At 67.8% G+C, this 1,434-nt stretch carries 1 protein-coding gene; it reads right to left on the reverse strand.

Going from position 1 to position 1,434, the window contains the following annotated elements:
* Positions 1-103 precede the first annotated feature (103 nt).
* Positions 104-1,378 (reverse strand): IS701 family transposase, encoded by a 1,275-nt coding sequence (locus H293_RS0148815; RefSeq protein WP_028808887.1) that lies wholly within the window; start codon positions 1,376-1,378, stop codon positions 104-106.
* Between the last annotated feature and the right edge of the window lie 56 nt (positions 1,379-1,434).

Here is a 1,434-nt window from a genome sequence, read left to right on the forward strand (position 1 = left end):
CTAGTAGGACTCCGTTAGGTTGCTCTGGCTCTTGGGTTCTGGCTGGTGGTGGACGTTGGGGGCAGGGGGCGGTGGCAGGTGGTGCAGGTGCCGGTCCAGCAGTTCAGCAGGTCTTGGATGGTGTCGAGGATCTGGTAGAGGGTGAGTCCGGTGTATCGGCTTTTGGGGCCAGGCGCTGTTCGGTGAGGAAGGCGTGGGCTGCGGTGACCAGGGTGACGTGGTGGTGCCAGCCGTTCCAGGAGCGGCCCTCGAAGTGGTCCAGGCCGAGGCCGTGTTTGAGTTCCCGGTAGTCGTGCTCGATGCGCCAGCGGATCTTCGCCAGGCGGACCAGTTCGGCGATCGGAGTGTCGGCGGGCAGGTTGGACAGCCAGTAGTCGGTGGGTGCCTCGGCGCCGGCGGGCCATTCGGCCAGCAGCGTGAGCTCGGGCAGGACGCCGTCCCAGCTGTTGTGGTCGGTGGCGGCGGCCTGGGCCAGGCGGCGGGCTTTGATGCCGGCCGGCCGCACCCGCTGGGACAGGAAGTGTGAGCGCATCGGTCCGCGGGAGCCTTCCCGCCAGGTCACTTCGGTGAAGGCCTGCCGGCCTTGGCCTGCCGCCAGCGCGGCCACCGGGGACGGCTTGTCGCGGTAGCGGGGCTGCGGCTTGCGGCCGTTGCCGGACCAGGTGGGGGCAGTGGGCGTTGCATCATGCGGGTGGGCGGTCACATCCGAGCGGATCGCCACGACGTAGCCGATGCCCCGACGTTCCAGCCCGTCGCGGAAGTCGGCGTTCTGTCCGTAGCCGGCGTCGGCCACCAGCACCGGCGGAACCAGACCCCATTCGGCCAGCTCATCGATGCTATCCAGGGCCAGGCGCCACTTCTCCTGGTGCCCGGTCTCCTCAGGGATCCCCGTCTTGCGTCGACGGACCGGATCGTCGGCCCACTCCTGGGGTACGAACAGGTGCCACTGCAACGGAACCGACGCGCTGTCGGAGACCGCGTGCACGCTCACCGCGACCTGGCAGTTGGCCTGCTTGCCCAAGGCTCCGCAGTACTGGTGCGCGACCGCCACCGACATCCTGCCGTCCTTGGGGAACGCCACGTCATCGACCGCCCAGGCATCCGGGCTGATCAGCGGCACCATCCGCTGCGCGATCCGCTGCCGCACCGGCACGGGATCCCACGTCGACTGGTTCACGAACTGCTGCAGGTTCTGCTCGTTGCCGTCCGGCAGCCGCTCTGCCATCGGCTGGATCGACTTGCGCCGGCCGTCCAGCATCAGACCCCGCAGATAACAGTCGCTCTTGGCCCGCTGATCCTTCCGCGGCACCGAGGCGAACACATCAGCTACGAACAACGCTAACTTCGCCCGAGCACGGTTCACTTCATGTGCGTCCACACCCTCAACATGCCCCCAAACAGGACCGCGAGACAGACGTAACGGAGTCCTACTAG

Origin of the sequence: Streptomyces canus 299MFChir4.1 (assembly GCF_000383615.1) — a bacterium.
GTDB lineage: Bacteria > Actinomycetota > Actinomycetes > Streptomycetales > Streptomycetaceae > Streptomyces > Streptomyces canus_C.